A 14,687-nucleotide genomic window follows, 5' to 3' on the forward strand; every position below is an offset into this window, starting at 1 on the left:
TTATAGATGAAATGAGGGATAAAAGTGGATTGCTTAAGTACAGAACTCAGGAAACGTCTTATTGAAAAGGGTGCCTCAATTGTTGGATTCGCAGATTTAAAAGGTATTCCAGAAAACCAAAGGGAGAGCTATAGATACGGGATCTCAATTGCAGTGGCATTAAATCCATATATAATTGCGGGAATAGAGAATGGACCAACAAAAAATTATTATGGTGAATATATAAGAGTAAATAATCTTCTAGATGACCTTGATGAATATGCAGCAGAGATTATAAGACAGCACGGATTTAGAGCATTACCAAAAGTAAAAAGAAGTGTCAAAACAGATGAAATAACTTTAACAACGATTTTGCCTCACAAAACTGTAGCAACTATATCTGGAATTGGTTGGATTGGAAAATGTGCGTTACTTATTACAAAAGAATTTGGTTCTGCAGTAAGATTATCAACTATATTAACTGATGCACAACTAAATGTTGGCTCACCTATAAATGAATCAAAATGTGGAAAATGTTTAATATGTACAAGTTTTTGCCCTAGTAATGCTGTGTTAGGAGTCAATTGGAAAGTAAATATGGATAGAGATAAGTATTTTGATGCTTTTAAGTGTGGAGATGAGGGACGAAAAAGAAGTAATAAACTTGGAGTAGAGGAAAGAGTTTGTGGAAAGTGCATGTTTGTTTGCCCTTGGACACAAAAATATTTGAAATCAAAAGAAAATAACTAAGTGTAAAAACGAATTTAATTTGAATATTTTAAATTAAGAACTATTTGTATAGCATACAGATAAATAGTAAAATTGGTCATTATTTTATTGAATAAAATTTTATAATGGAGATGGAAACTAAATGAATATTAATATTATACTATTTAATAATTTTGAGACTCTAGATATATTTGGACCAATAGAAATATTAGGACAAATAAAAGACTATCAAATACATTATTATTCAGAAGATGGAGGTGTTATTACCAATGCACAAAATCTTAAAATTGTAACTGAGCCTATTAGTTCGGCAGATGAAAGTGGTATATTAGTTATTCCAGGAGGAATGGGTACAAGAGAATTAATTAATAATGCACCTTTTTTAAATAAATTAAAGTCAATTGTAGAGAAATCTACATATTGTTTATCTATATGTACTGGTTCAGCAGTATTAGCAAGGTGTGGAGTTTTAAAGAATAAAAAAGCTACATCTAATAAGCAAGCTTTAGAATGGGTAAAATCAGTAAGTGACCAAGTAAACTGGGTGGAAAAAGCGCGTTGGGTTGCTGACGGAAAGTATTATACATCATCAGGTATTTCAGCTGGAATTGATATGACATTGGGTTTTATTTCGGATAGATTTGGTAAAGATAAAGCTATAAAAATTGCTAATGATATTGAATATATATGGAATGATGATTGTACAAATGATATATTTGCAGGATAAATTTTCAGTTTGTAAAGTTGCAAAGCAAGTATTAGTATGCTATTATTGTAAAACATTAATTGAGTTTTTATCTCAGTGCAGGGAAATTTGATATTTAATGTAACCAATTTTAGGAGGAGTTAAAGTTGAAAAAGTTAGTAGTTTATGAATCTATACATCATGGTAACACTGAAAAAATAGGTAAAATAGTAGCAGAGTGCTTAGATGCTGATTTGGTAAAAGCTGATGATGTAAATGTAAATACTCTAAATGACTATGATTTAATTGGTTTTGGTTCTGGAATATATTATGGGAAGTTTCATAAAAACATTGTTGAACTAATTGATAAATTGCCAACTTTGTCTGGTAAAAAAGCATTTATTTTTTCTACGAGTGGACAAGGTAAGAATAAATACAATAACCTTATTGGACAAAAATTGAAAGAAAAAGGTTTTGAGGTTGTTGGAAGCTTTGCGTGTAAAGGCTATGATACCGTTGGACCATTTAAGCTATTTGGAGGAATTGCAAAAGGCAGACCCAATAATGAAGATTTTCAAAATGCAAAAGAGTTTGCTCAGAACTTACTTGTTAAATAAGTCTACATTAGGTTGATGTTGTATATAAGAATGTAAAAAACTATTGACATTTACTTTTACTAATTGTTAAAATGTAAATGTCAATAGTTTCTTACATTTTTGTTTTTTGTATTAAATTTAAGTGAGGTGCAATTATTGTGAGGAAAATGGATGAAATGGAAATGAGTATTAGTTTAAAGGCAATAAAATTTGCGTGGGCTTATACTATTATATTTTTGGCAATTTGGATGGTATACAATGTCATTCATGGAAAAGAATTTGAAGTAATTAGCTTTCTTATAGTAACTCAGAATATTATTTTAATGGCAGTTGAATATTTTTTGAAATGGAAGCTTGGTAGAAATGAAAAATAATATAAAAGTTTTACGAAAACAACTTGGACTTAGACAGGAAGATGTGGCAAATGCTTTAAATGTAACAAGACAAACTATAAATGCCATTGAAAATAGTAAATATAATCCTACATTAGATTTAGCCATGAGATTAGCTAAATTATTAAATACTACAGTAGATGAATTATTTACACTTTGTGATTAAATAAGGGGAAGTTATATGGATTTGCGATTAAAGTTTAATGAAGATGAATATAACTATGATAAATATAGAGCAACATATCCAGAAGAATTGTTTTTAGATATTATTAATTATTCCCATATATTAAGTAATCATAAAGCATTAGAAATTGGCATTGGTACGGGACAGGCAACTTTACCAATTTTACAATCTGGTTGCAAAGTAACTGCAATAGAATTAGGAGATAAACTTACCAGGTATGTTAAAAATAAATTTAACAACTATAATAAATTCAATGTTATTAATGTGGATTTTATGGAATATATTAAAATCCAATGGAGCTATAGCGTTATTTTGGAATCATCCATTTCCAAACAGACAAGACGATATAACTAATATTGTAAATAGAAGTATATATAATAAATATCGTACCTCTGATAAAGAAATGAGAGAATTTAATGAAAGTGATTGTCAGAAACGTATCAATGGATTAGAACGATTTGGGTTTAAAGATATTACTTCTAAATTATATCATCGTAAAAGAACTCTTACGTCTAATGAATATATTTCTTTATTAAATATGTATTCAGACTATAGAGCTCTACCAGTAGAAGTAAAAAATAATTTTGAAATAGATATAAAAAATGCAATTGATGAAGTTGGTGGTAAGATAAATATATATGATACGATAGATTTATATTTAGCAAGAAAGAGACAAATTCTAAATTTGCAAAGGAGAAGCTACAATGGAATTATGGGATGTATATGATAGTGAAAGAAATAAAACAAATAGGACAATGGTTCGGGGAAGGGATTTTAAAGAAGGCGATTACCATATGGTTGTTCACATTTGCATATTCAATTCGAAGGGTGAGATGTTAATTCAACAAAGACAGCCCTTTAAAGAAGGTTGGTCTAATATGTGGGATATTACAGTTGGAGGAAGTGCAATTGAAGGTGACACAAGCCAAATGGCTGCAGAAAGGGAACTGATGGAGGAATTAGGAATTAAAATTAATTTGCAGCATATAAGACCACATCTTACGATTAATTTTGATAATGGATTTGATGATGTATATTTAATTCAGAAAGATATAGATATTGTTGATTTAACTTTACAGTATGAAGAAGTTAAATGTGCAAAATGGGCTTCAAAAGAAGAGATTTTTTCTATGATAGATAGTGGCGAATTTATTCCATATTACCAAAGTTTAATACAGTTATTTTTTGATATTAAAGATCAATATGGATGTCATCAAACAATATAAACAGAGCTCTCGGCATTAGATGGAGTTTTAACTCCATCTGATGCTGATTAACAGGATTCTTAGTGCTTTAGCACTTAGAAAGCGTTATCCTTTTAGGAAAAATCGTTATCCAGGGACGTAGCTGCTCGCAACGTACACTTGGAGAAGTGGAAGTATTAGAGCAGGTAGTCATCGGATAAAAAGTAATTGGAGGGAATGTTATGTTTGAATCAAGATGTGGAGTGTGTTGTAATGAATGTGAAAGAAGAGAAAAAGTAAATTGTACAGGGTGTATTAACATGGAAAAGCCATTTTGGGGTGGAGAATGTGGTGTAAAAAAATGTTGTGAAGGTAAGAGATTAAATCACTGTGGAGAATGCTCAGAATTTCCATGTAAGATGCTTTCTACTATGGGGGTTGCAGAAGGTTTTGACCCAGAACCCAAAATTCAACAATGTAGAAAGTGGGCTAATGAATAAAGTAAATTCTGAATTTGCATTACTGAATAAAATCAAAATAATGCTAGTACATTAAAATATTTGAAAACAGTTTATTTGTGAAAAACAATCATAGTAATTATTATGGTTGTTCTTTTTATGGTAAAAAATAATTGACAAGTTACTTTGTAAAATGATAAATTCATTGCAAATATTTTAAATGGAGCTATGTTAGCCGCTGTATATCTGAGTCTTAAAGAAAAACCAAAGCTTGATGATATTACAATGTATTATCATAAGGTATTATCATAAGGCGATGAATGAAAATGTAGTAATGAAACGTTTCATGAAAACCTTAGCGAAAGGTGGAACCTGCTGTGATTTTCATTATCAGAAAAAGTAATATCCAATAGTCTAATAAATATTTATTAAGTAGTATGTATGTGGAGCATTGCATATTGTACAAAATGATATAATTTATTTGTACGTTAATTCGCGAGGGTAAATAAAGAGAATGGTGCATTGTTCTCCAAATAGGGTTATAGTTATTTAGAGAACGATGTACTGGATTTAAAATATTTATTAAGATAATAAATAGGACTGTTCTAATGCATGTATCTGATCTACAAGCATTTCATTATAAGGAGTATCAATACAGTAGGTTTGTCCAAGATTGGCGACTACACCATTAATTTTATCAATTTCTGTACGGCGTTTATGCTGACGGTCTTGATACATGCTGGCGTAACCGGCAGCATCGCTTATGCATACATGCTGCACAGTTTCAAGAGCTTCTGCTTGGTTAAAGCACGTGCCGTCAGCTTTAGCTACAAGGACACATTCGTGAACTACTTTTGTACAGATTTCCCAGAGATAAGGATTGGAATGGATTTTGCCTAGATTACACTGCATTATTGCGGATAGTGCATTTACGCCGCAGTTTACAAATAATTTTCCCCATAGTACTTTTTGGATATTATTGATGATGTTGACAGTTAGATTGCACTGGCACATGGCTTGCGCTATAATTTTCACTGCCTTTTGTGATTCATCGCAGGGAAAGTCAGGACCAATATTGGTAGGGCCACAGCCTGAGTGAAAAAATTTACCTAGCCCAAGGCTAACACTGTTATGGCTGCTGGTACCAACGATAATATGTTCTTTTTTAACAAAGTTTGCAATGTCGTGATTGTTACCAGCACCATTTTGTAATGTCATGACAATGGTTTTTGGGCCGATTATGGTTTGATTTTCTTTGACTGCATCAAAAGTGTTGATACTTTTTACAAATACAATCAATAAATCCTGAATTCCAATATCAGTCCCACTTATTGAAGCTTTAATGGTATAATTTGATTCAGTATTGTCTTTTTCAACCTTGGTTAGACCATTTGTATTGATGGCATCTACTTGGGGTTTATAACTATCCAGCAGTGTTACTTCATGGATACTAGAAAGATAGGTAGCATATAGACTCCCCATAGCGCCAGCTCCTAAGATTGCAATTTTCATAGTCTTACCTCCTGTAACATAAAAATGTAATTTAAATTTCAAATTACACTTTAGCATATCAAAATAGTAAAATAAAATGCAGATTGTTCAATGGAATCATGATGAAATTTCATGTAATATATTAAGTTATGATGAAAAGGGGAAAGTATTTATGGATATAAATAAATATGCACTTTTTGTAAAAGCAGCTGAAATTGGAAATTTAACAAGAGCTGCCACGCAATTAAGCTATACTCAGACTGCGGCCAGTCATATGATTTCTTCTTTAGAAGATGAGCTAGGAGTTAAACTTCTATATCGTGGAAGAAATGGAGTTTCTGCAACAGAAGAGGGGGAACAGATTTTAAGCTTGGCAAAAGAGATTGTGATAAATGATGAGAGGATACATCAAATTATCGGCCAGGAAGGAGTGTACAGAGGGAATGTACGAATTGGAGTTATTACTAGTGTGGCGGTGCAATGGATGCCTAAAATAATTAGAAAATTTCGCAAAGAATATCCACTGGTAGAGCTGCAGATAAATGATGCCATTAATTATGAATGGATTAAAGACTGGTTTTCCAAGGATGAAATTGATTGTGCTTTTACTGCAGAAAATGGAATGACTAATGGTAATGATATTCCACTAATATCGGATCCTTATTATGTAATAATGTCTAAGTACCATCCCCTTTGTAGATATGAGAAGATTACGAAAGAACTACTGGCAGGGGAAATTTTTGTTATTCCAAGTGAAGGAACTAATTATTCTATTGGGAAAATTTTACGGCAAGCAAAGGGCAGATTACTAGAACATACTAGATTTTTAAGCGATCAATCAACTATTGCTTTAGTTCGGAGTGAATGTGGTATCAGTATTCTGCCGGAACTGGTGCTAAATTCTTATTCATGTGAGGGACTAGTTAGGAGAAAATTGGAACCTGAGGTGAGTAGAACCATTTGCCTTTGCCTCCCGAACAGAAAATATATAAGCCCTAGTACAAAAGCTTTTGTGGCATTTATACAAAAATGGGCCCAGAAAGAATAGTTTAGTCTTAAAAGACTTCAAAAAAAGTTGAATATATAACATCATTTCAACAAGTGGGGGATGAAAGTTAAGAAGTTTAAAAGTAGTACTCTTTTATGAACAAATGGCATAATTTATATCTGAATATTATGATTTATTTAAAAAAAGTAGGAAAAAATTAAAAAAGTGTTGACAAAGGCATGTACACAGTTTAAAATTAAATTCATCAAAGAAAAGTGATGATGGAGATAAGTAAAAAAAATATTTCACCAACAGTGAGCTGGAGATAGTGTGAATCCAGTGGCAGAGTTTTTTTGAATAACACTCCGGAGTTGCAAACTGAAATATTTGAAAACTGTACCTTAAACTAAATGTTTGAGATAGGTTCAAATTAAAGTAGGAGCGTCGTATTCCATGCGTTATTTGGATACCAGTAGTAGCTGGAAGGAGACCATTATTATGTGGTAAATTAGGTGGCACCGCGGATAAGCATCAATTCGTCCTATTATTTTATTTAGGATAAATTGATGCTGTTTTTATAACCAAGGAGGAATATTAATATGTGTACAATTATGTGCTATACAGGAACGGATATGAAGCATGAAAAATTTGCAGAGGCATTGCAGAGAACTGAGTCCAGAGGACCGGATATGACGGAAATTCTTACTTTGCCATCTGGTATTTTGGGTTTTCAAAGACTTTCTATTATGGATTTAAGTTTTAGCGGAATGCAGCCATTCACAAGGAAAACAGATGCAGCTATCTGTAATGGTGAAATTTATGGCTTTCGTAAAATTAAAGAAGAACTAATAAAAAAAGGACATAAGTTTATTTCTGACAGTGATTGTGAAATATTACTTCCTATGTACTATGAATATGGATTGGATATGTTTTCAAAGTTAGATGCAGAATTTGCAACTATTATATATGATGGAAAAAAGGACAGATATATTGCAGCACGAGATCCAATTGGAATTCGTCCTTTATTTTACGGCTATTCTTCATCAGGTAAGATCATGTTTGCAAGTGAAGCTAAAAACTTGGTTGGTCTTACATATAAAATTATGTCATTTCCACCAGGACATTACTATGCTGATGGTAAATTTACGTGCTATTGTGATATAGCAGCAACAGAAAGTGATTACTGCAGGGATGACGTAGAAACTATTTGCAGTAATGTTCATGATAAATTGGTAGCTGGTGTAGAAAAACGTATGGATGCTGATGCTCCTGTAGGTTTCTTGCTAAGCGGTGGTTTAGATAGCTCACTCGTATGTGCAATTGCTCAAAAAATGAATCCTGAAAAACCAATTAAAACATTTGCTATAGGTATGACTGAAGATGCAATTGATTTAAAATATGCAAAAGAAGTTGCAGATTACATTCATAGTGATCATACAGTTGTTTATATGACAAAAGAAGAAGTAATTGAGTCACTTGATGAGGTTATTAAAATTCTTGGAACATATGATATTACCACAATAAGAGCAAGTATGGGAATGTATTTGATTTGCAAGAAAATACATGAAATTTCTGATGTCAGAGTGCTTCTCACTGGTGAAATTTCTGATGAATTATTTGGATATAAATATACTGATTTTGCTCCAAATGCAGAAGAATTTCAAAAGGAATCACAGAAGAGAATCCGAGAGCTTTATATGTACGATGTGCTTCGTGCAGACCGTTGTATAAGCTCAAATTCATTAGAAGCAAGAGTACCATTTGGTGATTTAGATTTTGTAAAATATGTTATGTCCGTCGACCCAGAAAAGAAATTAAACAAATACAACATGGGTAAGTACCTTTTGAGACATTCATTTGAAGGCGATTACTTGCCACATGATATTTTATATCGTGAAAAAGCAGCATTTAGTGATGCTGTAGGGCATTCTATGGTAGATTATTTAAAGGAATATGCAGAAACATATTATTCTGATGAAGAATTTGGAAAGCTATGTAAAAAATATGAATATCACGTTGAACCATTCACAAAAGAATCATTGCTGTACAGAGAGATTTTTGAAAAATATTATCCAGGACAAGCAGATATGATAGTAGACTTTTGGATGCCCAACAAAGAGTGGGAAGGCTGTGACGTAAATGACCCTAGTGCTAGAGTATTATCAAATTATGGTGCTAGTGGTAAATAATTAAGAAAATACTCTTACCTTAAGAATATAGGTAAGGGTATTTTTATTATGAGATTTAGCCTGTTTTGCACGCATAGCGTGCAAAACAATAAACCACCTTTAATAGGTTATCCGAAATATGATTGGTTGTGCTTTTTCTGTTTAGCGTTTATTTCAACAATACTTGGTCAAACAATTCTAAACTGGCTAATTAAATGGTTAAGTACTTCAACTATCTCAATGAGTATGGTAGGTGAGCCAGTTGTGACATGTATATTAGCATATTTTATTCTTGGTCAAGCTATATCGTATAATCAAATTCTTGGATCAGTAATTATTTTAATAGGCATAGCTATATTTTTAATTGGTCAGATGACAAGACCGGGAAAGGAACAGTTAGGTAATGTGGGTGAGAAGTTAAATAAACTTGACAAACGCGGCTAACAAAAATCAATTAAATTCATACTATGTAAATATAAGTTGGTGGGGGGCTTTATGATACGATATATTATACAATCCACAGACACAATGAACTCCATTGCTAAGCGTTTTGGTGTTCCGTTAAAATCTGTACTATTGGCTAATCCTTATTTAAATCCTCTATATGTAAGACCTGGAATTATGATATTTATACCGTTACCTTCATATAGATTTGTTACTTATGATATTCTTGGCAGTGCAAATAAAATAAGTAAAACTCAAATGAATATGTTAACTGCATGGAGAAAATATATTGTTCAGCTTGCAAGAAACCATCTAAATGAAATGTATATTAATGGATCACCAATAGAGAATAATGTAAGTTTAACATTTGATGATGGTCCTGATTCATCAGTGACACCTAGAGTGCTGGATATTTTAAAAAGTAATGATATAAAAGCTAATTTTTTCTTTGTAGGAACTCAAATAAATTACTTTCCTAATATAGTAAAAAGAGCTTATGATGAAGGGCATTTAATATTAAATCATAGTTGGAATCATCCGTATTTCACTAAAATAAATATTAAAATAATAAGAGAGGAAATTATTCTTACTGAAAATAGGATAAAAGATATAATTGGTAAAAGGCCTGCTTTAGTGAGACCTCCATATGGAGCAACCGATGAAAAAGTTTTAACTGCAATCAATGGAACAAACAATAAAATTGTTATTTGGTCTATTGACTCCATGGATTGGGTGCAGAATGTAGATAAACAAACTATTATAAAAAATATACTTAATAATGTGAGGCCAGGTGATATTATCTTAATGCATAGCAGTATGGGGCATAAGATAGATGTAGAAGTTTTACCAGAAATTATAAATGGATTAAGGAGAAAGAATTATGGAATTGTTGATTTAAGTGTATTGCTAAAAATAAATCCATATAAGTAAAATAATTAAATTTAAGATATGGCGGAGAAATGGTCATAAAAAATTGTTAGTCAGATATGTAAATATCTGACTAATTCTAAATATGAAGATTTTTTATTTATAGTATATTTAAAAAAGAGTCTTATCTATACTTTAAAAGTTTCCAAAAAGTGCTTAGCTGCAGAAGATAGATATTGATCTTTCATCCATACTATAGTAGTATTCGTATTCAATGAGGGTTCATTAATTTCCTTGTAATTTAAATTTGTATTTGGAATAAGTTCAATCCAATCCTTTGGTACAATGCCAACACCCATTCCTGTATCTGCTAGTAATAATATTGATCGAGTATCCTCAATTTTACAAAGTATTCTTGGATTAAATCCTGTCTGTTTGCATAATTCTATTATCATTTTTTCATATCTGCGATGTACTAACAGAGGTTTATCTGCAAGCTCGTTTAGACATATCTTTCTTTTATTATTCCAATAGAAACTGTTACTACTTGCAGCCACCATTGGTTCAATAGGTAAGCTTATTGATTCGTAAGTTTCCGAATTTAAAGGGGTACGTATAATCCCAATTTCAATTACGCCGCTTTTTAACAATTCTAATATTTCATTTGTACTGCATTCTCGTATTTCAAAATTTATTTTTGGATATTTTTTATTAAAACTATATATTCGCTGGGGTAAAAGTATATCTCCTGCAGAAGATATGGTACCGATTGATAGCGTTCCTTCCATTCCTTCATTAAAGTCCTTTAGCTCTTTAACTGTTGAGTCCATTAATTCAATTATTTGCTTAGATCTATGCCATAATCTTTTGCCTGCATCAGTCACTTGAAATTTACGAGTAGTTCTTTCTATCAATTTAACATTTAATTCTTCTTCTAGAAGTTTTAATTGCTGGCTAAGATGTGGTTGAGCTATATGTAATTTTTCAGATGCCTTGGTTATGCTTTTTTCTTCAGCAATTGCAAGAAAATAAGTAAGCTGCTTAATATCCATAAAAGTAATCACTCCATATATAAGATTTATACATATTTTTGTATAAGTCTAATAATTCATACATATTTTTCGTATATATGTTTCTTTGTTATAATGGTAAATGAAATGATAAATAAAGTCAAGCAAGGTATAAATATGGCAATGTGTACATGTAATTTGATGGAAACAAACAATCTAATGATATGTTTAAGAGGTGATTATCATAAAATTTCTTATTGTTAGTGAAGACCAATCTACTAGTTCTATTTTATCTAAAATTATTCAAGACCATAATCTTGGAGAAATAATTGAATACAGCTGTTCTAAATTTATTTTAGATAGTTATCTGTTAAATTTAAAAGCTATTGATATTCTTATTATAAGCTTACCAATAGCTATTGTTAATAAATTAATTTCTAAATTTAATGGAAAAATTATAGTAGTTTCTGACATAAGTGATAAAACAATTATTGCCCAAGCTTACTTATCAGGAGTTGAATATTATATTACTAAACCAATTAATGAACTTGAGATTATAGAAGTTATTAAAAAAGTAGTAAAACTTATCAAACTGCAAAAATACATGTATAATATTAAAAATGTATTAAACATGATAGAAACAAAAAGTTAACTATAAGTTACTAGCTTTTTTTCCACGAATAATCCAAATAATTAATCCTATAAAAAAGCCACAGAATGCTGGTAATAACCATCCAAACCCATAATCAAAACCAGGTAAATACAAATGAGCAAAGCTAACAAGCTGTATTACTATCTCACTTTTTACAAATGGATCAGGTAGTGCCTTACAAAAGTCAAAAAATGCTGCAATACCTGTTAGCACAGTTGTCCATCTATAAATATCATTTTGCTTATGTATAAATGGAGTTAATAGCGATAATATAATTAAAGTAATTGCTAATGGATATAAAAACATAAGTACTGGTAAGGATAACTTAATTATGCTATTTAATCCAAAATTGGCAATTGCAAAGGAACAAACTGTAAATAAAACTGCATATTTTTTATAAGGAATGGATTTTGGAAACATTTCACTAAACATTTCAGAACAAGAGGTAATTAGTCCAATAGCTGTCTTTACACATGCGATTGCCACGATAGCTGCTAATAACACTTTGCCAACAAAGCCAAAATAATGATTACTTACCATAGATAAAATACTTCCACCATTATCAGCACGCTTTATACTGCCTAAGCTTGTAGCTCCCATATAAGCTAATGACCCATAGATAACAGCCATACCAACAACACTAACTAAACCCGATTTACATGTTTCAACAGCAATTAAATTTGGATTTTTAATACCTAACTTTCGTATATTAGAAATAATGATAATTGCAAAAGCTAAAGAAGCTAAGGCATCCATAGTATTATATCCATCTAATAAACCAGTAAATAATGGCTGAGCAACATATTTACCTTGAGCCGCATATTGACTAACTTGTCCCATTGGCTTTACAAATGTAGCAATTAATAGAACAGATAGAAGTACTAAAAAAATAGGAGTAAGATATTTACCTATCCAATCTAAAATCTGACCTGGTCTTAATGAAAAATAAATGGTAAAGATAAAAAATATTAGTGAGAAAATAAATAATCCAAGTTTCAAATCTCCACTAGAAACAAAAGGATGAATTCCTACCTCAAAGGCGACTGTGGCAGTACGGGGAATTGCAAACAGTGGGCCAATTGTTAAATATAATAAACAAGTAAATATTTTTGAATAACGTGAACTAATTGGACCTGCCATATCAAGCAAACTTTCACTTTTTGAAAGTGCTGATGCAACAATTCCTAAAATAGGCAGCCCCACACCTGTAATTAAAAATCCAATAGTTGCTGTTAAAGTATGATTTCCAGCTTCTTGCCCCATTTGTACTGGAAAAATTAAGTTACCTGCACCAAAAAATAGTCCAAATAGTAATGAACCTATTAATAAATTTTGATTAAAACTTAGCTTTTCTTTCATAGATAGCCCTCCTCAAATGTTTAAATAATACCTTATTCAATTAGAAGCAATACATATGTAATTGATTTCTCAATATACGTAAGCAGTATAATGCACACGAGAATGATAGCATAATTATAATATAAATGCAATATATTACATTTTAAGTGGTAGTAGAGTATGCTAAAATAAATAACTTAAAATATATATTATAAAAAAAAGTTTTGGATACCTTCAGGTGCTTGAATTAAAGAAAGCATAAGAATAGCAGCTACCAATATAGCGATAGCTGCTTATTTTTTATAAGGTGTATATTATTTTACTACGTTAGTTACCTGAACTCTGAGTTGTTTGCCCAGATGAGGTTCCTGAATTTGAACCTCCAGTTGTTTGTCCAGATGAAGCTTTTGGATCTGAACCTCCAGTTGTTTGTCCAGATGAAGCTTTTGGATCTGAACCTCCAGTTGTTTGTCCAGATGAGGCTTTTGGATCTGAACCTCCAGTTGTTTGTCCAGATGAAGCTTTTGAACTTGGGTTTTCAGTTGTTTGTCCAGATGAAGCTTTTGAACCTGGATTTTCAGTTGTTTGTCCAGATGAAGCTTTTGAACCTGGATTTTCAGTTGTTTGTCCAGATGAAGCTTTTGAACTTGGATTTTTAGTTGTCTGTCCAGATGAAGCTTTTGAATTTGAATTTTTAGTTGTTCCTTTCGATGAATTTGTGGCATCAGTGGATTGACTTGGAACGACAGTTTTTACATCGGGAGTTTGCGTATTAGCAGATGCCCCTTTCAAATAAGATTTCCCTAAAACTCCAGCAAATATAAGCAAAATAATTGATACAACAATTATTAGTGCCTTTTTATTAGTACTAGGATTCTTACTTCCATAGTGCATTTTTCTATTTCTTGTTTCTTCAGTGCCTAACGGTTTCTTCATAACTTTTGTAAAGTCATCCTTTTCATCAGGAACTATTGCTTCAGGTTTTTTAACTGTATTTGAGATTGTCTCACTTATACTTTTGGGTATATTAAACAATAAAGCTAAAATTCCATTTTGCCTTAAAGAATCTATCTGCTTAAAATTTTCAGGTGATCTGAGTACAATGGCAGGCTTATTGCGCATTGCATATTGATTATCACCATATACTGTAACTGAAAATTTATCGTTCTTACTTAAAAAAGGAATGTAGACATCCAGAATGTTATCTTTTAGTGAAGAATCAAATTTTAATCCTCTTGTTATTTTTGCATCTGTAATATTTAAGTGAGTTTGTTGACTTTGTATATTAAGGGTTAACTTATTGATTGTTTTACTAGATATATTACTAATGGTAATAATGTATGCACGAATTCTTTTATTATTTTTTGTAGGCATAGCACTTCTTACATTACATAATAGTCTAGGTGCTAAATTTTTGTAATAATCTAATAGTAACCCGGATATAAAAGATATCACTATAGTTACAATTGCAGTCTTAATAATATTTATCATATTAATCTTCGCTTCCTTATCCTTTCCAAAT

The 14,687-nt window shown here is 31.2% G+C and carries 18 protein-coding genes and 1 other annotated feature; of the genes, 14 read left to right on the plus strand and 4 right to left on the minus strand.

The features are described from left to right. Positions 1–24: 24 nt before the first annotated feature. From WY13_RS06365 to WY13_RS06400, 9 genes are all read left to right on the plus strand, one after another. On the plus strand, positions 25–729 hold the full coding sequence (locus WY13_RS06365; RefSeq protein WP_063554862.1) for a 4Fe-4S double cluster binding domain-containing protein: 705 nt from the start codon (positions 25–27) through the stop codon (positions 727–729). Positions 730–850: 121 nt separating this feature from the next. After that, positions 851–1,435, plus strand: a complete 585-nt coding sequence (locus WY13_RS06370; protein WP_063554863.1) for a DJ-1/PfpI family protein — start codon at positions 851–853, stop codon at positions 1,433–1,435. Positions 1,436–1,560: 125 nt separating this feature from the next. Then, positions 1,561–2,010, plus strand: coding sequence for a flavodoxin family protein (locus WY13_RS06375; protein ID WP_063554864.1), 450 nt, complete (start codon positions 1,561–1,563; stop codon positions 2,008–2,010). Positions 2,011–2,156: 146 nt separating this feature from the next. Beyond that, positions 2,157–2,363 (plus strand): hypothetical protein, encoded by a 207-nt coding sequence (locus WY13_RS06380; protein ID WP_242866346.1) that lies wholly within the window; start codon positions 2,157–2,159, stop codon positions 2,361–2,363. Next, the gene (locus tag WY13_RS06385; protein ID WP_063554866.1) at positions 2,353–2,547 is read left to right on the plus strand and encodes a helix-turn-helix transcriptional regulator; all 195 of its coding nucleotides are present in this window, start codon (positions 2,353–2,355) and stop codon (positions 2,545–2,547) included. Before WY13_RS06380 ends, WY13_RS06385 begins: the two co-directional genes overlap by 11 nt. Before the next feature lie 15 nt (positions 2,548–2,562). Further along, positions 2,563–2,919 carry an rRNA adenine N-6-methyltransferase family protein gene (locus WY13_RS21495; RefSeq protein WP_204377951.1) on the plus strand — a complete coding sequence of 119 codons (357 nt, stop codon included), beginning with the start codon at positions 2,563–2,565 and terminating at the stop codon, positions 2,917–2,919. A 49-nt stretch (positions 2,920–2,968) separates the two neighbouring features. Further along, positions 2,969–3,292 carry a hypothetical protein gene (locus WY13_RS21500; RefSeq protein ID WP_204377952.1) on the plus strand — a complete coding sequence of 108 codons (324 nt, stop codon included), beginning with the start codon at positions 2,969–2,971 and terminating at the stop codon, positions 3,290–3,292. Further along, on the plus strand, positions 3,270–3,791 hold the full coding sequence (locus tag WY13_RS06395) for an NUDIX hydrolase (RefSeq protein WP_063554867.1): 522 nt from the start codon (positions 3,270–3,272) through the stop codon (positions 3,789–3,791). Before WY13_RS21500 ends, WY13_RS06395 begins: the two co-directional genes overlap by 23 nt. Before the next feature lie 200 nt (positions 3,792–3,991). Then, positions 3,992–4,249: a DUF3795 domain-containing protein gene (locus WY13_RS06400; protein WP_063554868.1), complete on the plus strand. Its 258-nt coding sequence runs from the start codon at positions 3,992–3,994 to the stop codon at positions 4,247–4,249. 540 nt (positions 4,250–4,789) lie between these two features. Here WY13_RS06400 and WY13_RS06405 read toward each other — a convergent pair. Next, on the minus strand, positions 4,790–5,719 hold the full coding sequence (locus tag WY13_RS06405; protein ID WP_063554869.1) for a ketopantoate reductase family protein: 930 nt from the start codon (positions 5,717–5,719) through the stop codon (positions 4,790–4,792). Between the two features lie 151 nt (positions 5,720–5,870). On the opposite strand from WY13_RS06405, the gene WY13_RS06410 reads away from it, so the two are divergent. The 4 genes from WY13_RS06410 to WY13_RS06425 all read left to right on the plus strand — a co-directional run bounded on the left by WY13_RS06410 (position 5,871) and on the right by WY13_RS06425 (position 10,228). After that, entirely contained in the window at positions 5,871–6,746 is an 876-nt protein-coding gene (locus WY13_RS06410; protein WP_063554870.1) for a LysR family transcriptional regulator, read from the plus strand. 209 nt (positions 6,747–6,955) lie between these two features. Beyond that, positions 6,956–7,233: a binding site (T-box leader), on the plus strand. Between the two features lie 52 nt (positions 7,234–7,285). Next, positions 7,286–8,875, plus strand: a complete 1,590-nt coding sequence (gene asnB, locus WY13_RS06415) for an asparagine synthase B (RefSeq protein WP_063554871.1) — start codon at positions 7,286–7,288, stop codon at positions 8,873–8,875. A gap of 48 nt (positions 8,876–8,923) precedes the next feature. Next, positions 8,924–9,298 carry a DMT family transporter gene (locus tag WY13_RS06420; protein ID WP_063554872.1) on the plus strand — a complete coding sequence of 125 codons (375 nt, stop codon included), beginning with the start codon at positions 8,924–8,926 and terminating at the stop codon, positions 9,296–9,298. Positions 9,299–9,349: 51 nt separating this feature from the next. Next, positions 9,350–10,228: a polysaccharide deacetylase family protein gene (locus WY13_RS06425; RefSeq protein WP_063554873.1), complete on the plus strand. Its 879-nt coding sequence runs from the start codon at positions 9,350–9,352 to the stop codon at positions 10,226–10,228. A gap of 125 nt (positions 10,229–10,353) precedes the next feature. Here WY13_RS06425 and WY13_RS06430 read toward each other — a convergent pair whose 3' ends face one another. Further along, complete coding sequence (locus WY13_RS06430; protein ID WP_063554874.1) at positions 10,354–11,217, minus strand: LysR family transcriptional regulator; 864 nt, start codon at positions 11,215–11,217, stop codon at positions 10,354–10,356. A 193-nt stretch (positions 11,218–11,410) separates the two neighbouring features. Here WY13_RS06430 and WY13_RS06435 point away from each other — a divergent pair, with 193 nt between their 5' ends. Beyond that, on the plus strand, positions 11,411–11,827 hold the full coding sequence (locus WY13_RS06435) for a response regulator (protein WP_063554875.1): 417 nt from the start codon (positions 11,411–11,413) through the stop codon (positions 11,825–11,827). Here WY13_RS06435 and brnQ read toward each other — a convergent pair whose 3' ends face one another. Continuing rightward, on the minus strand, positions 11,828–13,186 hold the full coding sequence (gene brnQ, locus WY13_RS06440) for a branched-chain amino acid transport system II carrier protein (protein ID WP_063554876.1): 1,359 nt from the start codon (positions 13,184–13,186) through the stop codon (positions 11,828–11,830). It lies immediately after the preceding gene. 306 nt (positions 13,187–13,492) lie between these two features. Further along, positions 13,493–14,656, minus strand: coding sequence for a hypothetical protein (locus WY13_RS06445; RefSeq protein ID WP_063554877.1), 1,164 nt, complete (start codon positions 14,654–14,656; stop codon positions 13,493–13,495). Between the last annotated feature and the right edge of the window lie 31 nt (positions 14,657–14,687).

The sequence above is a fragment of the Clostridium ljungdahlii genome, from assembly GCF_001636845.1.
GTDB lineage: Bacteria > Bacillota > Clostridia > Clostridiales > Clostridiaceae > Clostridium_B > Clostridium_B ljungdahlii_A.

Bases quoted from the DNA above. Each gene is read 5' to 3' on its own strand.
- WY13_RS21495 (WP_204377951.1), top strand. From the start codon at position 2,563: ATGGATTTGCGATTAAAGTTTAATGAAGATGAATATAACTATGATAAA.
- WY13_RS06380 (WP_242866346.1), top strand. From the start codon at position 2,157: ATGGATGAAATGGAAATGAGTATTAGTTTAAAGGCAATAAAATTTGCG.
- WY13_RS06445 (WP_063554877.1), bottom strand. From the start codon at position 14,656: ATGATAAATATTATTAAGACTGCAATTGTAACTATAGTGATATCTTTT.
- WY13_RS06405 (WP_063554869.1), bottom strand. From the start codon at position 5,719: ATGAAAATTGCAATCTTAGGAGCTGGCGCTATGGGGAGTCTATATGCT.
- brnQ (WP_063554876.1), bottom strand. From the start codon at position 13,186: ATGAAAGAAAAGCTAAGTTTTAATCAAAATTTATTAATAGGTTCATTA.
- WY13_RS06430 (WP_063554874.1), bottom strand. From the start codon at position 11,217: ATGGATATTAAGCAGCTTACTTATTTTCTTGCAATTGCTGAAGAAAAA.
- WY13_RS06410 (WP_063554870.1), top strand. From the start codon at position 5,871: ATGGATATAAATAAATATGCACTTTTTGTAAAAGCAGCTGAAATTGGA.
- WY13_RS21500 (WP_204377952.1), top strand. From the start codon at position 2,969: ATGAGAGAATTTAATGAAAGTGATTGTCAGAAACGTATCAATGGATTA.
- asnB (WP_063554871.1), top strand. From the start codon at position 7,286: ATGTGTACAATTATGTGCTATACAGGAACGGATATGAAGCATGAAAAA.
- WY13_RS06395 (WP_063554867.1), top strand. From the start codon at position 3,270: ATGGAATTATGGGATGTATATGATAGTGAAAGAAATAAAACAAATAGG.
- WY13_RS06400 (WP_063554868.1), top strand. From the start codon at position 3,992: ATGTTTGAATCAAGATGTGGAGTGTGTTGTAATGAATGTGAAAGAAGA.
- WY13_RS06425 (WP_063554873.1), top strand. From the start codon at position 9,350: ATGATACGATATATTATACAATCCACAGACACAATGAACTCCATTGCT.
- WY13_RS06420 (WP_063554872.1), top strand. From the start codon at position 8,924: ATGAGATTTAGCCTGTTTTGCACGCATAGCGTGCAAAACAATAAACCA.
- WY13_RS06370 (WP_063554863.1), top strand. From the start codon at position 851: ATGAATATTAATATTATACTATTTAATAATTTTGAGACTCTAGATATA.
- WY13_RS06385 (WP_063554866.1), top strand. From the start codon at position 2,353: ATGAAAAATAATATAAAAGTTTTACGAAAACAACTTGGACTTAGACAG.